15 protein-coding genes are annotated in these 20,834 nt (G+C 68.3%); 7 read left to right on the forward strand and 8 right to left on the reverse strand.

Annotated elements, in window-relative coordinates:
• Positions 1–181: 181 nt before the first annotated feature.
• Positions 182–1,489 carry a bifunctional phosphopantothenoylcysteine decarboxylase/phosphopantothenate synthase gene (locus ACL9RL_RS10855; protein ID WP_422780268.1) on the forward strand — a complete coding sequence of 436 codons (1,308 nt, stop codon included), beginning with the start codon at positions 182–184 and terminating at the stop codon, positions 1,487–1,489.
• 6 nt (positions 1,490–1,495) lie between these two features.
• On the opposite strand, the gene ACL9RL_RS10860 is transcribed toward ACL9RL_RS10855, so the two are convergent.
• The 3 genes from ACL9RL_RS10860 to ACL9RL_RS10870 form a co-directional block, all read right to left on the reverse strand.
• A complete protein-coding gene (locus tag ACL9RL_RS10860) occupies positions 1,496–2,728 on the reverse strand; it encodes a P1 family peptidase (RefSeq protein ID WP_422780269.1) in 1,233 nt (410 codons plus the stop codon).
• A 10-nt stretch (positions 2,729–2,738) separates the two neighbouring features.
• The gene (locus tag ACL9RL_RS10865) at positions 2,739–3,596 is read right to left on the reverse strand and encodes a phosphatase PAP2 family protein (protein ID WP_422780270.1); all 858 of its coding nucleotides are present in this window, start codon (positions 3,594–3,596) and stop codon (positions 2,739–2,741) included.
• 175 nt (positions 3,597–3,771) lie between these two features.
• Positions 3,772–4,758, reverse strand: a complete 987-nt coding sequence (locus ACL9RL_RS10870; RefSeq protein ID WP_422780271.1) for an iron-siderophore ABC transporter substrate-binding protein — start codon at positions 4,756–4,758, stop codon at positions 3,772–3,774.
• 191 nt (positions 4,759–4,949) lie between these two features.
• Between ACL9RL_RS10870 and ACL9RL_RS10875 the strand changes: the two genes are divergently transcribed.
• Together ACL9RL_RS10875 and ACL9RL_RS10880 are read left to right on the forward strand one after the other, a co-directional pair.
• Entirely contained in the window at positions 4,950–7,703 is a 2,754-nt protein-coding gene (locus ACL9RL_RS10875) for a hypothetical protein (RefSeq protein ID WP_422780272.1), read from the forward strand.
• Between the two features lie 228 nt (positions 7,704–7,931).
• Complete coding sequence (locus tag ACL9RL_RS10880; protein ID WP_422780273.1) at positions 7,932–10,028, forward strand: hypothetical protein; 2,097 nt, start codon at positions 7,932–7,934, stop codon at positions 10,026–10,028.
• Between the two features lie 110 nt (positions 10,029–10,138).
• Here ACL9RL_RS10880 and ACL9RL_RS10885 read toward each other — a convergent pair whose 3' ends face one another.
• The 3 genes from ACL9RL_RS10885 to ACL9RL_RS10895 form a co-directional block, all read right to left on the reverse strand.
• Positions 10,139–10,687 carry an NADPH-dependent FMN reductase gene (locus tag ACL9RL_RS10885; protein ID WP_422780274.1) on the reverse strand — a complete coding sequence of 183 codons (549 nt, stop codon included), beginning with the start codon at positions 10,685–10,687 and terminating at the stop codon, positions 10,139–10,141.
• A gap of 112 nt (positions 10,688–10,799) precedes the next feature.
• Entirely contained in the window at positions 10,800–13,136 is a 2,337-nt protein-coding gene (secA2, locus tag ACL9RL_RS10890) for an accessory Sec system translocase SecA2 (protein WP_422780275.1), read from the reverse strand.
• A gap of 118 nt (positions 13,137–13,254) precedes the next feature.
• Complete coding sequence (locus ACL9RL_RS10895; protein WP_422780276.1) at positions 13,255–14,754, reverse strand: MDR family MFS transporter; 1,500 nt, start codon at positions 14,752–14,754, stop codon at positions 13,255–13,257.
• A gap of 269 nt (positions 14,755–15,023) precedes the next feature.
• Here ACL9RL_RS10895 and ACL9RL_RS10900 point away from each other — a divergent pair, with 269 nt between their 5' ends.
• Positions 15,024–15,608 carry a TetR/AcrR family transcriptional regulator gene (locus tag ACL9RL_RS10900; RefSeq protein ID WP_422780277.1) on the forward strand — a complete coding sequence of 195 codons (585 nt, stop codon included), beginning with the start codon at positions 15,024–15,026 and terminating at the stop codon, positions 15,606–15,608.
• 154 nt (positions 15,609–15,762) lie between these two features.
• On the opposite strand, the gene ACL9RL_RS10905 is transcribed toward ACL9RL_RS10900, so the two are convergent.
• Positions 15,763–16,356 (reverse strand): hypothetical protein, encoded by a 594-nt coding sequence (locus ACL9RL_RS10905; protein WP_422780278.1) that lies wholly within the window; start codon positions 16,354–16,356, stop codon positions 15,763–15,765.
• A 141-nt stretch (positions 16,357–16,497) separates the two neighbouring features.
• On the opposite strand from ACL9RL_RS10905, the gene ACL9RL_RS10910 reads away from it, so the two are divergent.
• Positions 16,498–17,040 carry a CGNR zinc finger domain-containing protein gene (locus ACL9RL_RS10910; RefSeq protein ID WP_422780279.1) on the forward strand — a complete coding sequence of 181 codons (543 nt, stop codon included), beginning with the start codon at positions 16,498–16,500 and terminating at the stop codon, positions 17,038–17,040.
• 58 nt (positions 17,041–17,098) lie between these two features.
• Here the strand turns inward: ACL9RL_RS10910 and ACL9RL_RS10915 are convergent, their stop codons facing one another.
• Positions 17,099–18,130 (reverse strand): LacI family DNA-binding transcriptional regulator, encoded by a 1,032-nt coding sequence (locus ACL9RL_RS10915; RefSeq protein WP_422780280.1) that lies wholly within the window; start codon positions 18,128–18,130, stop codon positions 17,099–17,101.
• Positions 18,131–18,384: 254 nt separating this feature from the next.
• Here ACL9RL_RS10915 and ACL9RL_RS10920 point away from each other — a divergent pair, with 254 nt between their 5' ends.
• Positions 18,385–19,332 (forward strand): nucleoside hydrolase, encoded by a 948-nt coding sequence (locus ACL9RL_RS10920; protein ID WP_422780281.1) that lies wholly within the window; start codon positions 18,385–18,387, stop codon positions 19,330–19,332.
• A complete protein-coding gene (locus ACL9RL_RS10925) occupies positions 19,329–20,765 on the forward strand; it encodes an MFS transporter (protein ID WP_422780282.1) in 1,437 nt (478 codons plus the stop codon). The genes ACL9RL_RS10920 and ACL9RL_RS10925 overlap by 4 nt, the downstream gene beginning before the upstream one ends.
• Positions 20,766–20,834: the final 69 nt, after the last annotated feature.

Consider the following 20,834-nt stretch of genomic DNA (forward strand, 5'->3'; position numbering starts at 1 on the left):
CGCATCCTCCAGAGTGTCGTGCAGGGTGGTGCACAGGGTCGAACGTTGGCCGTACACGAGCGGATCGGCTGCACGGCACGTGTTGGTCGGGGTCCAGCCAGTCTACGGGCGGGGCGCCGAACGATCCGCGACCGCGTAACACGGGGGCACGACGCCCGGCGGCCTGTGCCAGCATGGTCGTGTGAAGATCATCGTGGGCGTCACCGGCGGCATCGCAGCGTACAAGAGCGTCAGCCTCGTCCGGCTGCTCATCACCGCCGGGCACGACGTGAGCGTCATCCCGACCGAGTCCGCGCTGCGGTTCGTCGGCACCCCGACCTGGGAGGCCGTCAGCCGCAACACCGTGACGACGACGGTGCACGATGACGTCGCGCGGGTGCGGCACGTCGCCCTCGGGCAGGAGGCCGACCTCATCATCGTCGCTCCTGCCACCGCGAACTTCCTCGCCAAGCTCACCGCAGGCCTCGCCGATGATCTGCTCGGCACCACGCTGCTCGCCACGAGGGCGCCTGTTGTCGTCGCTCCGGCGATGCACACCGAGATGTGGCAGCATCCGTCCACGGTCGACAACGTTCAGACGCTTCGCCGACGCGGGGTGCACATCGTCGGGCCGGAGAGCGGTGCGTTGACGGGCGGTGATGAGGGGCCTGGGCGGATGTCGGAGCCGGCGGCGATCGTCGAGGCGGCGCTGGGGTTGGTCTCTGGCGCAGGTGGCGTTGCTGACGTTGCTGCCGTCGCTGGAGTTGCAGGCGCCGGCACGGACGCGGCCGCCCCCGCCGGACCGACGAAGCCGGAGCAGGACTTCGCCGGTCTGCGCGTCCTCGTCTCGGCTGGCGGCACACGCGAACCGCTCGACCCCGTGCGCTTCCTCGGCAACCGGTCCAGCGGCCGGCAGGGCGTCGCGATCGCGGCGGCAGCTGCCGAACGCGGAGCATCGGTCACGATCGTCGCGGCCAACATCGGCGCAGACGTCCTCGGCGCGCTGCCGCCCGAGGTCGCCGTTGTGCACGTCGGGACGGCGACCGAGCTGAGCGATGCCGTCGGCTCGGTCCGCGACTCGACCGATGTCATCGTGATGGCCGCCGCCGTCGCCGACTATCGACCGGCCGAGGTGTCGAACGGCAAGATCACGAAGGAATCCGCCGGGGCGGAGCTCACCATCCACCTCGTCGCGAACCCGGACGTGCTCGTCGGGCTCGTCCAGGACCGCGCGGCCGGACAGTCACCCGCGTCGCAGACGATCGTCGGGTTCGCCGCCGAGACGAGCCCGACCCGTGAGGACCTCCTGGAACGGGGACGCCGGAAGCGCGCGCGGAAGGGCGCCGACCTGCTCGCCGTCAACGCCGTCGGCTGGGAGTCCGGGTTCGAGTCGCCGGACAACACGCTGGTCATCCTCGGAGCCGATGACAGCGTCGTCGCGGAGGCGTCCGGCAGCAAGCGGCTCGTCGCAGACGCGCTCCTCGACGCCGTGCTGCACGTCCGCGGCTGATCCGGATCAGGCGAACAGGTCCCTGTACGACGGAAGCAGCCCCGCCGGCGTCTCGATCGACGTCGCCGCGAGCACCGCGTGCACGATCGCACGGGAGACCACATCCGCTCCGGCCGTGAGGATGCGGTTGACCTGATCATTGCGCTGGTGGTTCTCGAGCAGCGCTGGATCTGGCGTCGGCCACCCGCCGCGAGCTGTCGAGAGCGCGAAGACGAGGTCGCCGTCCCCCAGCGTGTGCACCGGTCGGATGCCCCTGGCGATGCCGTCATGGCTCGTGCCGGCGAGCTTCCACAGCTGCGCGCGGTCGAGCGGTGCATCGGTCGCGACGATCGCGAGCGTCGTGTTGAGCGGGCGCAGGGCCGGGCGGGCGCGCGCTGCGGCTTCGAGGCGTTCCCTCGCGCGGGCGACGGCCGCCGCATCGGGTGCCGTGAGGCCGAATTCTCCGCTGCCGTCGGCGAGGAGCAGCTCACGACCGATGCCGAGCGGGATGCCGGTGCGCGGGTCGAGCGCCGACCCGTCGGCGTTGACCACCACGAGTGCCGCCACCGTCACGCCACCGGGCAGCACCACGCTGGCCGAGCCGATTCCGCCGCGCATCTCCCCCGTGATGGCTCCGGTTCCGGCGCCGACCGACCCCTGGACGACCGGTGTCCCGGCCGCGGCCGCGAGTGCTGCGCGCGCCGCTTCCGCGCCGAGTTCCGCATCCGGTCTGGCTGAGAAGTCCCCGCCTCGGCCGAGGTCGAACAGCGCAGCCGCCGGAACGATCGGGACGACTCGTCCGTAGGCGGCGCCGACGCGGAATCCGCGGTCCGCCGCCTCGAGTTCGCGCATCACGCCGCCGGCGGCATCGAGTCCGTAGGCCGACCCTCCGCCGAGATGCACGGCCTGGATCGCGTCGACGACACCCGTCGGGTGCAGCGCATCGGTCTCCCGCGATGCCGCACCGCCGCCGCGCACATCGACCGCAGCCCGCAGGTCGACGTCGGCGAGGACAACGGTCGATCCCGTCAACCAGCCGTCGCCGACCCTGGAGGCATGCCCGACACGGAGGCCGGGGACGTCGGACAGGTCGTTGTTGGGGCCTGGACGTCCGCCGCCCTCGCCGCCGAGGCGCCAGTCGAATGCGTTGCCGGTGGCTCCGGCTTCCGCACCAGAGGTCCCTGCTTCGGAGAGCCCGGCATCGGGACGCCCGGCATCGGGGTTCAGCGGATTCGGTGCCTGGGGGCCGTTCGACGTCATGCAGGCAACGCTACGCGGTGACCGTGCGTCCCGTCGCATCGGTCGACGCAGTTCGTCTCGGAGCGATTCTCGGAGCGATGAGGCACACGAACCAGATCGCGAACACGACCGATCCGATCGCGGCGGCCTGCGTCGCGAGGAGCAGCAGCCCGGACTCCCGCGAGCCGCGCACGATCGCCGCGATCAACAGCAGCGCAACCGCAGCCGCGGCGAACAGCACGGTCGCACCGATCGAGTACACGCGGAATCCGAACGGCGCCCGCCACCTGGCATCGGTCATCCTGGGGGGAACGACGAGGTGCGCGAGTCCGACGGCGCTGAGGGTGATCATCACACCGCCGATGACATCGCTCAACCGGTGCCAGCCGAAGCCGAGCAACTGGAACACGACGACGCCGAGGACGAGTGACGCGAACACGGCGACGAGCACCCGGATTCGAGCCGGCACGAGGATGATGAGCACGAACAGCACGGATGAGAACGCCACCGCGTGACCTGAGGGGAAGGTGTTTCGCGCATCGAGCGCCGCGAAATCCGGTCGGACGAGGATGCCGTACTTCAGCACCTGGGCGACGACGTCGGCGACGCCGACGATGAGGACCGCGCGGATCGCCCCACGCGGATTGCGTTGCACGACCGCGAGGACCACGAGCGCGACGAGGGCGATCGCGAGGTCGCGGGCGCTCACGAGGTCGAGCAGGCCCCGCCACTGCGATTCATACGTCGAGGACTCGAGCGCGCGGTTCTCGACTCGCTGGCCGCGGCCGGTGAGGACGCCGAGCCAGTACACGCCGCCGACGATGATCGCGCCGAGGACGACCGTCACCGCAGAAAGCGTGAGGAGTCCCGTGCGTTCGCGTTTCAACATCGTCCACGACCCTAACCGTCACCGCTCCGGAATCCCTGAGCGCCGCTCCCGTGTCACCCCTCGCCCGCCCGCATCCCCTCCAGAATTCCGGAACTTTTGCAGAATTCAGGACGTTTTCGCCGGTTTCCGGGCGAAAACGTCCTGAATTCACGCAGAGTTCCGGAATTCTGAACGGCTAGGACTTCAGCGCGCTCGCGATGAGCGGCACGACGTGCGCGATGGCGTAACTCGCCGCGAGGGTGGTCCCGAGCGAGTACGCGGCGGACAGATCGCCGTCGATGACGACGGATCGGCCGTCTGCGACCGCCGGGATCAGCTTGAACAGCGGGTCGTCGGTGATCTGCTTCGTGTCGATGAAGATCGGGAACGCGACGAGGAGATCGGCGTCCAACTGATCGAGCTGCTCGGTCGAGATGTCCACGGAGAACCCGGATGCGTTCGGCTTCAACGCCGCGATCTTCGGACTCTGCACAAATCCGAGGCGTTCGAGGAACGTGACACGCTCGCTGCCGTCGATGTACGCGCCCCAGCCCTCGCTCGTGCGTGTCGCCGCTGCGACCGTCTTGCCCTTCCACTCCGGATGCGCGGCAGCGGCGGCCTGGTACTCCGCGTCGACGGCCGCCAGCAGGCGCTTGCCCTCATCGGCCTTGCCGAGCGCCTGGGCGATCATCGTCGTCTGCTGATCCATGCTCGTGAGGTAGCTGTCACCGCCCTTCGGGACGCCGATGGTGGGTGCGATGGACGCGAGACGTTCGTGACGGGTTTCGTCGCCCGAGCTCTTCACGTCGAGGATCAGGTCCGGCTTGAGCGCAGCGATCGCCTCGTAGTCCGGCTTGAGCGTCTCGATGATCTTCGGTGATTCCTTGTACAGGCCGTTCGCCCACGGCCCGACGCCGTCGCCGCCGAATCCGAGCCAGTCCGAGGCGCCGACGGGCTGTCCGCCGAGCGCGAGCACCGTTTCGGCGTCTCCCCAGCCGAGAGCGACGATCCGTTTGGGCGCAGCGTCGATCGTGACCGTGCCGAATTTCGTGTCGACCTTCGCCGGGAAGGCCCCGCCGGGCGCCGCTGTCGCAGCCTCGTTCGCGGGTGCACCGCTCGAGCATGCGGTCAGGGCGAGTGCTGCGACGGTCGCGATGACCAGTCCGATGCGCGTGAGTTTCATGAGGATAGCCTAACCTCAGCCAGCGCTTGCGGACACAGCTTAGGTATGGCTAACCTAAAAACATCGCCACCGCTGCGCCGGTCGGGCGTCCCCCACTTCCGGCGTCCACGCTCCGCGTACCATCCGCCCGCCTCGCGACGGCGCCATTCGGCGCGCCTCGACGCGGCGACGACCAGAGGAACACCACAGGAATGACGCACGCCGCGCGCTCCGCTCTCCCGCCCATCGGCCGGAGATCGATCCCATCAGCCCACCATCGGCCCCACGACGGCAGACCCCTCGGACGCCGGGCGTCCGGTCTCGTCCTCGCAGCCGCCCTCGCCTTCGGAGCGGTGACCGCTGCCGGGCTCGGCGCCGGCAGCACGCCGGCGAACGCGGCCGGGTCCAACGCGGCCGAGTCCACAGACATCGCGACCCCCATCACCAACGCGACCTTCGAGTGGGGCGTCAACGACCAGCACCAGCTCGGCTCGCAGTTCGGCGGATGCGACTACTTCTCCGCCGGCCTCTCCGACGGCAGCGCCGGCCAGTACCGCACACAACAGGGCAACGTCCAGATCATCAAACGTGCGGCCGACGGGTCCGTCCAGGCCGTCGGGCTCGCGAACCGCTGCACCCCGGCATCGTCCGGCAGTCTCGACAACGGGCAGCACCTGCTCTTCACCAAGGGCACCGGATCGACCGATGCCGCGTCCGGCGCGACCACGATCTCCTGGACCGGCGTCGCCACCGTCAACTCCTACGGCGGCCTCGTGCCGTGGAGCATCACCGACCCGAAGCTCACCGTCGCGGCCGACGGCACCGGGCACCTGACGGCGACCGTCGGCGGTTGGGCGTCCTCGATGGACGACCCGAACACGAAGAACCCGTTGCCGCCGACACCCGACGTGACGCTCGCCGATTTCAGCGAGGTGCAGGTGAGCGCCGCCGGCATCACGGCGACGCCGCTCTTCGCCGGGATCGACTACTTCCCGCTGGTCGACGGTGTGCGTTCGACCGTCTCCGCCATCTCCGATCAGGTCAAGATCCAGCGCCCCGGCTGGGGTTCGTGGCCGCAGAGCTTCGTCGACTTCCAGTACCGCACAGGCCTGTCGACGTACTGGCACACCTCCGGCCTGAGCGCCGACGCGAAGAAGCCGCCACTGCCCGTGACGTTCGCGTTCGATCAGGACGCGCCGAGCACGGCACCCGTCATCGTCCGTCCGCCCGCCGACGTCACCGTGAGCGAGGGCGCGACGGCCACGTTCCAGACCGAGCAGGCCGGCTCCCCCGCGCCCACACTGCAGTGGCAGACGAAGCGCGGCGACGCGGCCTGGACCGATGTCGCCGGTGCGACCGCCACAACGCTCACGATGCCATCGGTCGCGTTCACAGACGACGGCCTGCGCGTGCGCGCGGTCAGTTCGAACAGCATCGCATCGACGCCGTCCGCCGCCGCGACCCTCACGGTCCACCAGGCCGCCGGCATCCAGATCCTGAAGCAGCCGCAGTCGGTCACGGCGAAGGCCGGCGCGATCGTCCGCCTGAGCGTCACCGTCGCAGGGTCGTCCCCGCAGTACCAGTGGCAGCGCAGCACCGACAGCGGCACGACCTGGGCCAACTGGGGTACGGCCACGGCGACGAGCGGCCTCATCCCGACCGCGTCGGTCGGCAACAACGGCGACCAGTACCGCGTCCTCGTGTCGAATGGCGTCTCGGACCCGGTCACCTCCGACGTCGCGACCATCACCATCACGACCCAGGCGGCGACCATCACGGAGAACCAGGTCGATGCGATCGGTTTTGTGGGCGGCAAGGTCATCTTCCGGGCCTACGGGTCAGGTGCGCCCGACCCCACCTGGGAGTGGCAGCGCAGCACCGACGGCGGCGCGAGCTGGAAGACGTGGTCCGCCAATGCGAGCTCGCTCATCTACGTCGAGCACCTCACGGCAGACATGAACGGCAACCTGTTCCGCGCCGTCGCCGCGAACGGAGCCGGCCCTGACGCTGTCTCCGCACCCACGAGGCTCACCGTGCTCCCGGAGACCGAGCGGACCGTCGCCTTTAGCCCGTCGGCGGAGATCGATCCGGCCGGCCGGACCGTGCTCGCACTGAGCGGCGCGGGATTCCGCGTGCCGGACAGCTACGCCTCGTTCCTGCGGGTCGGCATCGTCGAGGCGTCCGTGTGGGGCGACGGGTCGAAGCCGGACAAGGACATGTTCGTCGGCGACAGCGGCTCGGTGTTCGCGTCGACGCTCAAGCGCGACGACGGTGCGTTCGCGCGGACGCTCGTGATCGCCGCGGGCCAGCTCGACCCCGCAAAGCGGTACGTCCTCGCCTCGTTCAGCGCCGCAGCAGGTGACGGTTCGCTCACGAACGCGGTCCCCATCGTGCTGCGCGGCCAGGACGTCCAGTCGAGCGCCGCACCGAAGACGCTCGACGATCCGAAGAGCGGCAAGCTCGCGGCATCGGACCTCGGTCTTGTGGACGTCAAGCGCGGCGCCCAGCTCACAGTGAAGCATCTTGAGCCCAATTCGTGGTTCTTCGCGACGGCGCACTCGGAGGCGACGCCGCTCGGGTGGCACCGGACCGACGCCGACGGGTCGTTCACCGTGATCGTCCCTGAATCGCTCGACGTCGCGACGCACTCCTTGGTCGTGCAGAACACCGCCGGCGTGTTCCGTGCATGGCAGTCGTTCGGGGTGCTCGCTGCGGACCTGCCGCCCGTCGACCCGCCGGTCGACCCGCCTGTTGTGGTGCCGCCCGTTGTGGATCCGCCGACCACGGCGAAGCCGACGCCTGGCGCGGTCGACGCCGGATCGTCCTCCGGCCCGGGTTCGCACTCGGGCGGAAGCCTCAGCAGCACCGGATTCGCGGGTGCCCTCCCGCTCCTGATCGCCGCCGTCGCCCTGCTCCTCGGCGCCGGCATCCTGGCGATCGTCCGCCTTCGCCGCTCCCGCCGCTAGCCGCCCTTCTTCAGCCCGCGAAGGGTCGCAAACGGTCAGTCCAGGCCGGTCCTGACCAGCCGTTTGCGACCCCTCGCGGGCCGAGATGAGATGTCGATGACAACGATCGCCCCAGACACGATCGGAGTGGAAATGCAGAACTGCACTGAGCAGGAACGACAGCGTCGACGGGAGCGCGAACCTGGGAGGGGACGGCGCTCGAGGAGGGGCGGCCGACGGCGGCGGACGGTGCTCGCGCTGCTGGTCGCCGGTGCGCTCCTCACGGCGAATGCGCCGGCGGCCATCGCCGGCACCGCCAGAGGGACGGACACCGACCGGCAACACCTCGATGCGGTCACGTTGGAATGGGGCGTCAACCCGCTCTATCAGGCCGCTTCGGATGCGTCCGGTGCCAGTTGCAACTTCTTCAGCGCGGGGACCGACGAGGCGTACAGCGCAGAGTCCGGCCCCGTGATGATCCTCAAACGCGATGCGGACGGCACGGCGGTCGAGGTCACGGAGTCCTCGAAATGCCTTCCGGCCGAAGGACTCTCCCTCAATCAGCGAATTCTCTTCACCGCTGGCCACGGGTCCTTCTCGCCAGCGACCGGCTCCGGTGAAATCGCCTGGAACGGTGGATTCCGGGCGAACGCTTACGGCGGGCTCGCACCCTGGTGGGTCGAGAACGTGCGCCTCAGCATCGTGGACGGGACCGGCACCCTGCGCGGCACGGTGAGCGGCCCCGACGTGCATCCGGGCGGAGACGGTGGCGTGATCAGTGCGGATGATGTTGTGCTGGCGACGTTCTCGGGCGCGCGGGTGACCGATGCCGGCCTGGACCTCTCGCCGGACTTCCGAGGCGTCGACTACCACGCCATCGGCGCCGACGGCTCGCGGGAGCAGGCGTCGGCCATCGGCGACGAGGTGAAACGCGCCGATCCCGACTGGGGTTCGTGGCCCGAGTCCTTCGTCGATCTCCAGTACCGCACCGGTCTGTCGACCTATTGGCACTCGAGCGGCGGCGGGGCGGACGCGGAGAAGGCTCCACTCGATGTCCGTATCGCCTTCTCCGGCACAAAACCGACGTTCGACGCGCCATCGCTCATCAGCGGCCCCGAACGGTTCGACGGCATCATCGGTCGTCCGGCGAGCTTCGAGGCGGTGTTCGCGGGGGCGGACCCGATGCGCTACCAGTGGCAGATGAAACGCACGGGCGCCGTGTGGACGGATATCGACGGCGCCACAGCATCGACCCTCACGATCACCGCGCTGCGGGCAGAGGACAATCGCGCGTACGTGCGGGTCACCGCAGCCAATCCGCACGGCTCAGTCACCTCGCCTCAGGCGTACGTGACGGCGATCCCCCACGTGCAGGTGGAAGCGGTCCTCGATCCGACCGACACCGCGGCCATCGCCGGGAGCCCGGCTGAACTGACCTTCAGGTTCGTGGGCGCCCCCGCGCCGAGCCACACCCTCGAGATCAGCCGGGACGATGGCCGCACCTGGCTCGCCTGGGCGGGTTCGTCCGTGTCGACGCAGACGATCGCGCCGAAGAATCAGGTCGCGGTGACGCCCGTCCTCACCGATGCCGACGACGGCGCCCTCCTGCGAGGGAGAGCGGCGAACGCGGACGAGAGCGCAACGACCGCGGCCGTCCGGCTGCGCGTCGCGCCGAATCTCGGGCGGCCGCAGGTCGCCGTCTCGCCGGGTGCTCCGCTCGACCCGACGGTCGACAACACGGTGTGGGTGAGTTCGGCGAATCTCGTCGTACCGTCCGACTGGACGGGATCGCTCGTCCTCGCCGTCTTCGAACGCGGCGTGTGGGAACCGGGCCGGCCAGGGACATCGGACTGGGTCGCGGTGAACGCCGCACAGGCGAAGGGCACGATCCCGGCGCAGCAGATCCGCGCCCGCGGCGGCTTCGTCGCGCCCAAGGCGATCGTCATCCCGGCCGGGACACTGGATCCCAAGAAGGAGTACATCGTCGCGGCGTTCGCGCAGCAGCCGATCGGCGTGTTCACCGATCGGATCCTCGATGCTGCGGCTCCGTTGCCGCTCAAGCAGCAGGGTGGCGGGTCCGACGGTGGCGGCTCCGACGGTGGTGGCTCCGACGGTGGACCGGGCGGAAACGGGTCCGGTGGCGGTTCCGACGGCGGCTCCGATTCCACCAGCGCTGCTGCATCATCCGGGGGTGTCAACCAGTCACTCAGCGCTACCGGTTTCGGAGCTGCGTTCCCGACGATTGCGGTGGCATCGCTCCTGCTCCTCGGCTTCGGCGCCCTCCTCGCCGCGCGTTTCCGTCGCCCGGCCAGCCCCACCAGCCCGCGAACTGTCACTCGTGGCTGATTAGCCTCCCTCCAGAACGACCACTGCTGTCAGCTCGCGAGCTGTCACCAGTGGTCGTTCTGGCGCCGCGAGACCAGCCACGACTGACAGCTCGCGGGCCGGCGGTGAGGTCAGGCTGCGGGGGTCGCGGCTACCAGGGCTTCCAGGGCCGCGAGCGCACGCAGACGCCAGGACTCGTCGGTCACCAGACCCGCCGCATCAATCACCGAGCGGTCGACCGGTGCCGCGATGCACGCATCAGGAACCAAGCTGGCTCCCGTGTATTCGAGCACAACACGGAGACCGTCGTACGTCGCCCGAGCACCCGCCGGATTCGTCGACGGGTTGATCCATCCGGTCGGCTTGTCCGTGATCTCGACGCCGCCGATCGTCCATTCGAGGAGGTTCTTGAGCGCCCCAGACATCATCCCGCCGTACTCTGGCGTGCTGAACAGGATCGCGTCGGCGGTCGCGATGGCGGCCCGCAGGCGCACGACGGCTTCCGGCAGCGGTTCCCGGTCGAGATCCGGATTGAACAGCGGCAGAGCCCCGATCCCCTGGAACACAACACCGGTCACTCCCGCCGGCGCGATCGCCGCCACCGTTTCGAGCACCGCTTCGTTCACGGACCCCCGTCGAACGCTCCCGCTGACGAGCAACACACCGATCTCACCGTTCATCCTCCGACCCTAGCCGTCCACTCCCGACTCCCTCTGCCGAGGTGTCACAAACTGCGGGTCGAGCGCGTCAGCACCCGCAGTTTGCGACCCCTCGGCAGAGGTGGAGGGGACGTCACGGCTCAAGACGAGCGACGCTCGTTCGCCAGCGTTTGCCGAGGCCTCGGGCGAAGCGGTCGCCGGGGCTGCCGAACGGATCGTCCGTCACGAGGTACGTCCACGTCGAAGACGGACGTCTGAGCCCGAGGTCGTCAAGAGTGCCGCCGATGGACGAAGCGTCAATTGAAGCGACGAACGATGCGGCCCGTTCCATCGAGACGTCCAGGAACCCGTTGAACTGTCGAAGCGCGATCTTGTGGAACTCCTCCACCGGCCGATCTCCGCCCAGTGCCCGCAGGTGAATGCCGTCACGCACTTCTGCGAGAACCGCGAGATGCTCTCGCCATCGGTCATCGAGCGTGTAGAGAACAACTCCCCGCACGAGCTCGGCGACCGACTTGCGCCCACCCGCTGCTTCGAGACGGGCAATGTGCTCCGGGATCAACAGCCGCAGCTCATCAACCGCACCGTTCAGAGTCGCAACTTCCTCCCGTCGCGCCAGGACGGTTTCCCGCTGAGCGGCGATCGCCCGCGCGTACTCCCATGTCGACCGATGACGGTCACGACGGAGCGCGTCCGCGATCGATTGTGCTTCGTCCACGATCTGCCGACGTACGGGCATCGCCATCGAAGTCCCGTGCCGGTCGATGCGCGTCGCAATGTGAACGGGGACCGTTGTTTCGACGAGCTCGTCGTCAAGCGCCGCAAACGATACCGTACCGCCGGGATCGCCCTGCCTCCCTGCCCGTCCACGCAATTGCGCATCGAGTCGTTTCGACGGGAACCTGCTGGTGAGCACCACGAGCAGACCACCAACACCGACGACCTCGTCACGGCCACTCTCGTCTGCTCCGCCGAGCCTGATGTCGGTGCCTCTGCCAGACATCTGAGTGGAGATCGTCACCGCGCCGAGTTCCCCGGCGCTCGCGATGATCGCTGCTTCGTCCGCATCGTTCTTCGCGTTCAAGACCCGGGGCGTCATCCCCTCCGACTCGAGCAGAGCCGCAAGCTCTTCCGATTCCGCGACGCTCTGGGTGCCGACGAGGATCGGGCGGCGTGTGGTGTGCACCGACACGATCAGACGGACGACGTCCGCGTACTTCTCATCCTGCGTCACGAGCACCCGCAGTGGTTCGTCCGTCCGGATGTCGGGGACGTGCCTCTGCACCCGCCCGGTCGACAGGCGGAAGAATTCGAGCAGCTCCTCGGCCACTTCGCCGACAGTCCCGCTCATACCGGAGAGCGTCCGATACCGTAGCACCAAGTCGTGCACCGTCATTGTGTCGAGGACCACCCCTGCCGGACTGACCGGCAGTCCTTCCTTCGCCTCGATCGCTGCGTGCAGCCCGTCCGGCCATCGCTGGAGGGAAGCGATCCGTCCGCGAGACGCGTTGATCAGCACGATTGCGCCGTCCTGGACGAGATAGTCGACATCGCGATGCATCACCGCCCTGGCCTGTAGCGCGAGCGTCAGACGAGTGAGCGTTCCGACTCCGTCCTCCGTGTAGAGATCGATCCCGCCAAGGCGCCGCTCGAGGAGATCGAGTCCTGCATCCGTCAGAGTCGCGTTCGCTCGCTCAGCGTCGACCTCGAAATGCTCGTCGACGAGCAACTCGGCAACAAGAGCCGTGGCTGCGGCGAAGTCCTCCGGTGCTGCATCATCCGTGCCCGCCAACACGAGTGGCACCATCGCTTCATCGATGAGGACAGCGTCCGCTTCGTCCACGATCGCGACATCGAAAACCGGAGCCACCCGGTCCTCGTCGTTCACTGCGAACCGGTCCCGCAAGACGTCGAACCCCACCTCGCTCACTGCGGCGTAGACGACGTCGGACGTGTACGAGGCGCGACGGCTGTCGTGGCCGCTGCGCTGGCCGACCCAATCGACCTTCACGTCGAAGGCGGCGAACAGAGGCCTCATCCACGTGGCATCACGTTCTGCGAGGTAGTCGTTGACCGAAACGACGTGGACCCGTCGACCACTCGCGACCTGGCCGATGGCGGCAATCGCGCCGACGAGCGTCTTCCCCTCGCCGGTGTCGAGTTCGACGGCGTGGCCTGAGATCAGTGCGCAGCAGGCTAGCAACTGTTCATCGAATGGCCGAAGGCCAACGGTTCGCGATGAGAATTCCCGCGCGATGGCGAGGAATACAGCCATGTCGTCGGGGACGATCACCCCGTCAGGCGCAGGGATGACTCGACCAGCGTTTTCGCGCAGTTCTTCGTCGGGGCACGCTGCGAAGTGCGCGCCCAGTTGACCGGCACAACGGACGATCTGCTCGAATCGCCGAAACGACACGGCACCCGGGAGCCCCAGCACGTTGGTCAACCACGCAGGCAGACGCAGCTTCACCTCATTCTCCTGCGGAGTCCCATTCTCCGACCCTATCCCGCGAGGGGTCGCATCCGGCCAGTCCGGATGCGCCGAGACGAGCAGTTTCCGACCACTCGCGGGAGGAGAAGGAGGAGTCCTAGTGGGCGGCGATGGGGGCCGGGGCGCCGGGCTGAGCCGCCGGCGGCTTGATGAAGAATGCCGCTACGATCGCGAGCATCGAGATGGCAGCACCCCAGGTGAACGCCGAGTGGATACCACCGGCGACCGCAGCCGTCTGCGCAGACCCCGACGCGACCAGGTTTGCCGTCTGCGACGTCATGATCGTGATGAACAGGGCCGTCCCCGCCGCACCGGCGAGCTGCTGCACCGTGCCGACGATCGCGCTGCCGTGCGAATACAGGTCGGGACGGACCGATCCGAGACCGGCTGTGAACAGCGGCGTGAACGTCAACCCGAGGCCGATGCTCAAGAAGATGTGCACCCCGAGGACCGCGATGAACGGCGTCGACGCCGTGAGCAGCGTCATCGTCCAGAACGCGGCACTGATGATCACCGCACCCGGCACGAGCAGCACCCGCGGCCCACGACGGTCGTAGATCCGACCGACGAACGGCGCGAGCAATCCCATGAGCAGACCGCCGGGCAGCAGCATCAGACCGGTCGCCAACGGGTCGAACCCGAGGACCGTCTGCACGTAGATCGGCAGCAGGATGAGTGTGCCGAAGAGCGTCATCATGCTGAGGGACAGCATCGCGATCGACACTGTGAACGTCTTCGACAGGAACGTGCGCAGATCCAGCAGCGCACGATCGAACTTCTGCAGGTTCAGCTGACGGAGGATGAAGACCGCCAATGCCACAACACCGATCGACAGAGCGATGACGGAGGGCAGGATGCCGGTGTGCGCGGACTCGCCGAGGCTGCTCAGCCCGTACACGAGACCACCGAACGCGAACGCGGACAGCACGACGGACAGCACGTCGATCGGGATCTTCCGCGGCGTGGTGACATTCTGGATCTTGAACGCGCCGAGCACGAGTGCCGCGACGGCGATGGGCAGGACGAGCCAGAACATCCACCGCCATTCGAGGACGCTCAGGATGAGGCCGGAGATCGTCGGGCCGATCGCCGGAGCCACCGACATCACGATCGACACGTTGCCCATGACCTTGCCGCGAGAGGCGATCGGAACGAGCGTCAGGATCGTCGTCATCAGCAACGGCATCATGATCGCGGTGCCGCCGGCCTGCACCACCCGGCCGACCAGGAGGATCGTGAACCCTGGAGCGGACGCGGAGATGAGCGTCCCCGCGCTGAAGAGCCCCATCGCGGTCAGGAAGACCGGACGCGTGTTGAAACGCTGCAGGAGGAAGCCGGAGATCGGGATGACGACGGCCATCGTCAGCAGGAACGCGGTCGTGAGCCACTGGGCTGCACTCGCGGTGATGGACAGGTCGTGCATCAGGCGGGGCAGCGCGACGCCCATAATCGTCTCGTTGAGGATGACCACGAAGGTGGACGTCAGCAGCAGCGCGATGACGAGGGTGTTGCGGGAGGAGTGGTCTGGAGCGACTTCTGCGACGGGTGCTGTCGCATCGCCCGTCGCGAGCTCGGGTGTTGCGGTGCGTTCTGCCATGCGTGTTCCTGTCGCTCTGGATGCTTGCTGGATGTTGGATGCGAGATGCACGGACCGCGGCGATGGGATCGTGTGCGAGATCGATTCCGGTCGGCGGCGCGACTGCTTCGAAGTGCCGAGACGGCGGACGTCACGACCGTGACGTGCAGCATCGCCAACCAGGGAACTCAACCCTACTACAACGGAACGTCAGCGTTCCATTACTGATTTGTGAACATCCAGAGAAGTCTGCTCTCCGCCCGTTCTGGAAGGGTGACTATGCTTGCCGCATGAGCAACGACATCCTGGAGCACCCGGTCGGGACGCGTTCCCGCACCCGGAGCGCCATCCTCGAGGCCGCCGCGCGCTCACTCTCCCACGACTGGGCGGCGACGATGCCAGAGATCGCCGAAGCGGCAGGTGTCGGTCGGACCACCCTGCACCGCTACTTCCCCGACCGCGAGACGCTCATCCACGCCACCACGACCGACTCGCTCGAAATCGTGCAGACCGCGATGAACGAAGCCGGGCTCGACGAAGGCTCCCCGCTCGAGGCGATGCGCCGCGCGGTCTCCGCGATGGTGTCGGTCGGCGATCGACTGCTCTACCTCTTCGGCGACCCGCGCGTGCTCGCCAACTACAGCGAGACCGGCTCCTGGATACCGGCGGAGGAGGACCCGCTCCTGCATCTGATCGAACGCGGTCAGGCCGACGGCATCTTCGATCCCGAGCTCACCGCATGCTGGATCCAGCACTCACTCTGGGCGCTCGTCGGGCGCGCGTGCGCCGACGCGGCGGAGGGACTGCTCCCGAGGCACGGCGTCGCAACCCTCGTCATCCGAACCCTCGAAAACGGCATCCGCTGCCACAGCTGACCCCATTTTCACCCCCGCCACCTCAGCCACCCCAGCCCTCAGCCCCGGCTCAGCCCGCGAACTGTCAGTTGTGGCTGATTCCAGCCCTGCCAATCCAGCCACCACTGCCAGCTCGCGGACGGAGGCGAGCAGGCAGGCAGATCAGGCAGGCCGGTCAGAAGTCGAAGTCGAAACCGGTGACGTCTGCGCCGAAGTCGAACCCGGGATCGCCGATGCCGGGGTCCGAAGCGGATCCGTGGTCTCCACCCGTCATGCCGTCGTGACCGCCGGCCGTGCCGTCGTGATCCGTCTCGCCGTCGGAGCCCCCGTCGTCGCCCGCCATAAAACCGGAGGCGGGGTGCGATGCGATGACATATCCGGCGAGGACGACGAACATCGCGCCGCCGAGGACGGCAGCAGCCGGCACGCCGAACCCGTAGCCGAACAGCCGCTTGAGCGCACCAGGTTCCGTCGCCTCGGCATCGGTCGCCGCCGTCGCGAGCGACTCCGGCCGAGCGTCCGGCGGGCGGACGGCCGGCTTTCCGGCCAGCTCTGCAGCATCGGCGTGTTCGGTGAATCGATCGAAGAGGATCGCGAGCTGCTCAGGCGTCAACCGCTCGAACGCCTCGACGTGCGCCTGCTGGATCGTGTCGGTCGGCGCCGTTCGGAGAAGCCGCTCGTACCGCTCCACGGCGAGCTCGTCGGCCGACCTGGGCGAGGCGGGCGGCGGCGTGAGGTTCCGTCCGAGCAGGCGGTCGAGGAATCCCATGGGATGCTCCATTCTCCGTGTTGCGAGTCGACGCCGAACGCATAACCGGTTCGACTGGTGACGATACTTGCAGCGAAATCGTAACCTGTCAAGGTGGTGATTTCCGATGAAGGAGCCCGCGTCACCGACTAGAGTGGTGACATGGAACACGCCTTCCCCTGCGGCAACACCTCTCTCGACTTCGTCGGCACCCTCCGCGCGCGTCGCAACCAGGAGCCCACCGAGATGCTCGGCAGCGCAGACAGCCTCGACGCCTGGTTCCGCGAGTCGGGCGTGAGCGACACCGCCCCGGGAGCATCCACAGCGGATCTCGATGCCGCACTCACCCTGCGCGAGGCGATCTACACGCTCGTCGCGGGTCGGATCGCCGGTGACGACTATCAGGATGACCCTCTCTCGATCATCAACGAGGCCGCGGCGCTGCCCTCCCCCGTCACGCACCTCGATCACCACGGCAAGCACACCCAGGCGACTCCGGCCCAGGCCCTGTCCGCCGTCGCACGGGACGCGATCGACATCCTGAGCAGGCCGGCCTCCGACGTCCTCAAGGAATGCGGCCGCCCGGAGTGCACCCAGGTCTACCTCGATCTGTCCCGCGGAAGCCGCCGGGAGTGGTGCGCCATGGAGACCTGCGGCAACAAGATGAAGGCCGCGGCGTACCGGGCCCGCAAGCGCGCGGCCTGAGCAGCAGCGGCGGATCCAACCGACTGGACGTCACCGGCCGACCGTCACCGACCGATCGTCACCGACCGATCGTCGACGCCCTCCTGATGAGCGGCGCCCGCAACACCGGCGGCCGCTCCGCGACGCGTCCCTCGATCTGCGCGAGCAGCGCGAGCGCACCGGACCGGCCGAGCGCCTCGCCCGGCAGTTCGACGGTCGTGAGCGGCGGGTCGCTGATGGTCGAGTACGGAAGGTTGTCGAAGCCGGTGACCGCCAGATCCTCCGGGATGCGCAGCCTGAGCGAACGGGCCGCGGCGAGGACGCCGTACGCGTGCGTATCGGTCGCACACACAACAGCCGTCACGCCGAGCGCACTCCACGACGGCCACACGTCGAGGAACGCAGCCGACGCAGCTTCCAGGTCGATGATGCTCGCCGCGACATCCGCCGCGTGGACCGCGATCCCATACCCGGCCGCCGCATCCTCGACCATCCGCTCCCGCAGGATGAAGGTCTCGGTGGCGGTCCGTCCGGCGAGATAGCCGAGGGTTCGATGCCCGAGTTCGTGCAGGTGTGCGACGAGGTCGCGCACGCCGGCCTCGAGATCGAAGTTCACGGCCGGCGGCGCCGCATCGTGACCGGGGGCGTCGAGCAGCACGAGCGCGGTCTGCAAGCGCATCTCCTGCAGGAACGTCTCGCTCGGCGCCTCGACCAGCAGTCCGGCCGGACGCAGCGCGGAGAGCTGCCCGAGTCCTGCCGCGGTGGGCACACGCCCCTCCCCCGTGACCGACACGAGCAGTTGATACGGGGTGCCGAGTTCGGCGCGGATGCCCGAGATCACGCTCCCGAAGAACGGGTTCGACGCGTCGGGGGTCACCAGGACGACGATGTTGCTCGTCCCGGTCGCGAGGGACTGCGCCGCATGGTCGGCGACGTAGCCGAGCGCATCGATCGCTGCCCTGACGCGCTCGACGTTGCGGACGGACACGCGGCCCTCGTGCTTGCCGTTGGCGACGAGCGACACGGTTGCGACCGATGTCCCGGCTCGCGCTGCGACCATCGCGGCGGTCACGCGCTTGCCGGTCGGGTGTCCCACCGTCTTGTCAGCCATCTGTCGATCGTATCGATCCCCCATCGTGAGTGCGCAATTCCGGAACTCTGCGACGGGAATGCGCATGGCGCGCCCGGAAAGCGCTTCATCGGCGCGATCGGGCGCAACAGTTCCGGAATTGCGAACAGGACGGCACGTGGATTTGACACGTAAAGCGCTTGACGTATAGTTGCCGGAGCGCGTAAAGCGCTTGACGTAGGCGGATCAGATCCCTGCTGATGCTCGGTTCGACCACCCCAACGATGTGGAGCTGTATGACCAAGAAGATCATTCTCGACTGCGACCCAGGGCACGATGACGCCATCGCGATCCTCCTGGCCCACGGGAATCCCGAGATCGAACTCCTCGCCGTGACCACGGTCGTCGGCAACCAGACCCTGCCGAAGGTGACGCGCAACGCCCTCGCCGTCGCCCGCATCGCCGGCATCACCGGTGTCCCGTTCGCGGCCGGCGCCGACCGCCCGCTCGTCCGGCCGCTGGAGAACGCACCAGAGATCCACGGCGACTCCGGTATGGACGGCCCCGTCCTCCCCGAGCCGTCGATCGAGCTCGACGAGCGTCACGCCGTCGACCTCATCATCGACCTGATCATGTCGCACGAGCCGGGCGAGATCACCCTCGTCCCCACGGGAGGCCTCACCAACATCGCGTTGGCCGCCCGCAAGGAGCCGCGCATCGTCGAACGGGTCAAGGAAGTCGTCCTCATGGGCGGCGGCTACCACGTCGGCAACTGGTCCGCCGTGGCCGAGTTCAACATCAAGATCGACCCTGAGGCCGCGCACATCGTCTTCAACGAGTCGTGGCCGGTCGTGATGGTCGGCCTCGACCTCACCCACCAGGCCCTCGCGACGCCTGCAGTCGTCGAGCAGATCGCCGCCGTCGGCACGAAGCCGGCGCAGTTCGTCGTCGAGCTCGTCGACTTCTTCCGCGCCGCGTACAAGGACGCTCAGGGCTTCGACGCTCCCCCGGTGCACGACCCCTGCGCCGTCGCGTACGTCATCGACCCGACCATCGTGCAGACCGTCAAGGTGCCGATCGACATCGAACTCACCGGAACCCTCACCCTTGGGATGACGGTAGCGGACTTCCGCGCACCGGCCCCGGACGACTGCACCACCTGGGCGGCGACGACCCTCGACGCCGACCGTTTCTGGAACCTCGTGACCGACGCCCTCCGCAACATCGGGGAGGTGGAACTGTGAGCGACCTCGCCCAGAAGCCTGCGGTCCGCGTCGGCGCACTGATGACCGCGCTGCTCGCAGCGTGCGTCGCCTTCCAGCTCAACGCGAGCATGCTGAGCCCTGCCCTCGTGAGCATGGCCCACGAGCTCGGCACCGACGATGCCACGATCGGTCTCTCGCAGACCATGTTCTTCACCACCGCCGCGCTGTTCTCGGTCTTCCTCCCACGCCTCAGCGACATCGCCGGCCGCAAGCGGATCCTGACCTGGATGCTCGTCGTGATGCTCGTCGGCACCGTCGTCGCGGCTCTCGCCGTGAACGTCGAGATGCTCTTCATCGGCCGCATCATCCAGGGCGTCTCCGGCCCGGTCGTCCCCATCGCGCTCCTGATGCTGCGCGCTGAGATCACCGATCCGAAGCGATACGGCGCGATGATGGGTCTCATCACGGCCGTCAACGGCGGCATCGCCGGCGTCGACGCCCTCGCAGGCGGTTGGCTCGTCACGAACCACGGCTTCCGTTCCGTGTTCTGGACGATGGCCGTCGTCGCGGCGATCGCGATCGTGTTCGTGGTCCTCTGGGCCGCGGACTCGCGCCCCTCGAAGGGCACGAAGATGGACTGGTGGGGCGTCCTACCGCTCGTCGTCTCCATCGCGGCACTGCTCACGGCGTTCAACGAGGCCGGCAAGCTGGCCGACGCGAACTGGCTGCTCGTCGGCGGCGCGATCGTCCTGGCACTCGTCGCGTTCGGCATCTTCTGGACGGTCGAGAACCGGGTCGCGGAACCGCTCGTCGCCACGAAGTACCTGCGCCAGCGCAGCACCTGGGCGCTCCTGCTGACGACGCTGCTCACGATGACCGGCATCTTCGCCGTCGTGAACGGCCTCGTCACGTCGATCGCCCAGAACGGCGACGCCGGATTCGGGATGGAGGCCGACCTCGCCTCGCTCGCCTTCCTGACGCCGTACGCGCTCGTCGGGTGGCTCGTCGGGCCGTTCGCCGGTCGCCTCGCCCCGACGTTCGGGTACCTGAACGTGCTCCGGATCGGCCTGATCGGCAGCATCGTCTCGACCGTCATCATGGCGCTCGTCGGTGTGCACTCGCTCCCCGTGCTGATCGCCGCGACCGTGCTCATCGGCGCGACCTACGCCGGCATCGGCAACATCATGCTGAACGGTCTGGGGATCGTGCTCTCGCCGAAGGACAACCCCGGGTTCCTCCCCGGATTGAACGCCGGTGCGTTCAACCTGGGCGCCGGCCTCAGCTTCGTGGTGCTGCCTGCTCTGCAGATCGTCGGTTCGCCGTCCGGAAGCAGTTCGACCTCCGGCTACACGAATGCCATGCTCTTGGGAGCGGGGATCACCGTCGTCGCCCTGGCGATCTCGTTCCTCATCCCGAAGCCGGTCAACGCCGAAGTCGGAAGCGAACCGGTCCTCGACCGGGCCGCGAAGTAACGACTCGCGCGGGAGACCGCGCACGGTCCGGGTCGGCAACCGCTGCGGTTGCCGACCCGGCCGCACGAG

Origin of the sequence: Plantibacter sp. Mn2098 (assembly GCF_049319745.1) — a bacterium.
Taxonomy (GTDB): Bacteria; Actinomycetota; Actinomycetes; order Actinomycetales; family Microbacteriaceae; genus Plantibacter.